Annotated in this window: 2 protein-coding genes; both read right to left on the reverse strand. The window is 53.1% G+C overall.

The window, feature by feature from the left end; all coding sequences use genetic code 11:
• Positions 1 to 21: 21 nt before the first annotated feature.
• Positions 22 to 810: a thioesterase II family protein gene (locus YC6258_RS16700; protein WP_082070762.1), complete on the reverse strand. Its 789-nt coding sequence runs from the start codon at positions 808 to 810 to the stop codon at positions 22 to 24.
• Positions 807 to 1,925, reverse strand: a complete 1,119-nt coding sequence (locus YC6258_RS16705) for a MupA/Atu3671 family FMN-dependent luciferase-like monooxygenase (protein ID WP_044617966.1) — start codon at positions 1,923 to 1,925, stop codon at positions 807 to 809. Before YC6258_RS16705 ends, YC6258_RS16700 begins: the two co-directional genes overlap by 4 nt.
• Between the last annotated feature and the right edge of the window lie 14 nt (positions 1,926 to 1,939).

The raw sequence follows: 1,939 nt of genomic DNA on the forward strand, positions 1-1,939 counted from the left end.
TCTGCATCAGCATCGAAACATTTACGATACCTGCCCTCTGACCATCGAATATCGTTCCATTGAATCACGAACATGAGTGACTATTCCTTTCGCGACAGCATCAATAGACTGGTTAATATAAAAGTGCCCTCCTGGCCAGGACCTGAACTCTTTCTGAATTGCAAAAAAGCGATTCCAGCCGACCACATCCTGTAATGGTGAGTAGCTGTCATCCGCCCCGCCCCAGATCACTACAGGTGTCATCAATGGCCGATCAGGCTCACACTGATAAGATTCGAAAACCCGCATATCGGTTTTGATGGCTGGCAGAAACAGTTCCATCATTGCGTCATTCTCCAGGATCTCGGCAGGGATACCATCGTAAATTCTCAGGCGTTGCAGAAAATCACGATCAGGCAGATGAGACATGGGGTTGTGATTGGCGATGTCCGGTGGACGGCTGGCCGACATGATGACCATACGTGGCAATGCCTGTTTGAGAGTTTGCAGTTGCCGGCACAGCGCATGCGCCACTCTGCCGCCCAAACTATGGCCAAAGAGGTACAGAGGTTTGTCAGTCAGCATCGGCAAAAACTCACAGATATCCTCGATCAGTTCCGCCACCGACTGACACAAAGGCTCCGAAAATCTCGTCCCGTGGCCAGGCATCTGATACACCAGCACATCGATATCGTCCGGCATGCGTTTCAGTAACGGCTGATAAGCCGCAGCGCTGCCGCCGGCAAATGGAAACATCAATAATCGGGCATCGGCCTGATCATTTAACTGCATCCGGAAAAACCGGCGGCGCATGGCGTGTTCCGTACTCATACGCCCATGGATTCCCGCTGGTAATACCAGGAAAGCGGATGTTTCGGTTGTCGTACCGGTTGCGCCTGTGCGACCGGCTGGTCACTGGTAAACACCGCTTTGACTTCGTCCAGTTTCGGCAGCGCTGCGAGTACCTGATCAAAATCCAGACCAAAATCGATAAAGCAGGCCACCTCATCGGTGCCGACTTTTTGCAGCCGACGGGCAAACTCGACACATTTTTCCACGGTGCCGAACATGGCCCGTTTTTCAAACATATCGTCAAACACGGCCTGCAACAGAATTTCTTTTTCTTCACTGCTGACGACCCGGGCCTGATTGCCGCTGATGCTCTTGTCATCGTTGGTGGCCTTTACGAACTCGGACAGATACTGCTTCATTGGTTTTTCCACCAATGCTTTGACTTCGGCATTACTGTCACCCACAAACGTATGCACCGCCGTCGTCACGATGCCGGCCGCCGGATCCAGGCCGGCATCGGCCCTGGCCTGCCGGTAGGCAACGATGTTGCTCTCCAGTGCTTCCCAGTTATTCAACAATGACAGGATATTCAGACCCAGCCGGCCGGCATCTTTCCAGACCTCGGGACTGGAGCTGGATACCAGCCATATCGGTATCTCCATCTGAATCGGCCGCGGATGCACCGTGACTTGAGTCATTTCACCATCAACACCCTTGAACTCCATGGCGTCGCCAGCCCATAAACGGCGCAGATCGGCGATTCCCTGCAAGGTGATGGCTTTACGATCCTGATAATTTTCAGGAAAGAACACAAAATCACGTTTATGCCAGCCGGAAGCAATGCCAACACCGGTACGGCCATTGGAAAGCTGATCCACCATGGCCCACTCCTCTGCCACCCGTACCGGATGGTGATGCGGCAGCACCACACAACCGGAACGCAGATGCAACCGTGAAGTTGCCTGAGCCAGCGCGGCGGACAACACGGAAGGATTGGGAAAGGAGCCGCCAAATTCCTGAAAATGACGTTCCGGTGTCCACAATGCCTGGTAACCATGTTCATCCAGATAACGCGCGGCATCGGTAATAAAACGGTATCGCTGCTGTACGGAAAAGCTGTCTTCGGCTGAGAACACAAATCCACTGAATTCCATCGTCGACTCCTCGT

Origin of the sequence: Gynuella sunshinyii YC6258, assembly GCF_000940805.1 — a bacterium.
GTDB classification, from domain to species: domain Bacteria; phylum Pseudomonadota; class Gammaproteobacteria; order Pseudomonadales; family Natronospirillaceae; genus Gynuella; species Gynuella sunshinyii.

Excerpts from the sequence above, each read along its gene's own strand:
- YC6258_RS16700 (WP_082070762.1), bottom strand. The coding sequence starts at position 810 with ATGAGTACGGAACACGCCATGCGCCGCCGGTTTTTCCGGATGCAGTTA.
- YC6258_RS16705 (WP_044617966.1), bottom strand. The coding sequence starts at position 1,925 with ATGGAATTCAGTGGATTTGTGTTCTCAGCCGAAGACAGCTTTTCCGTA.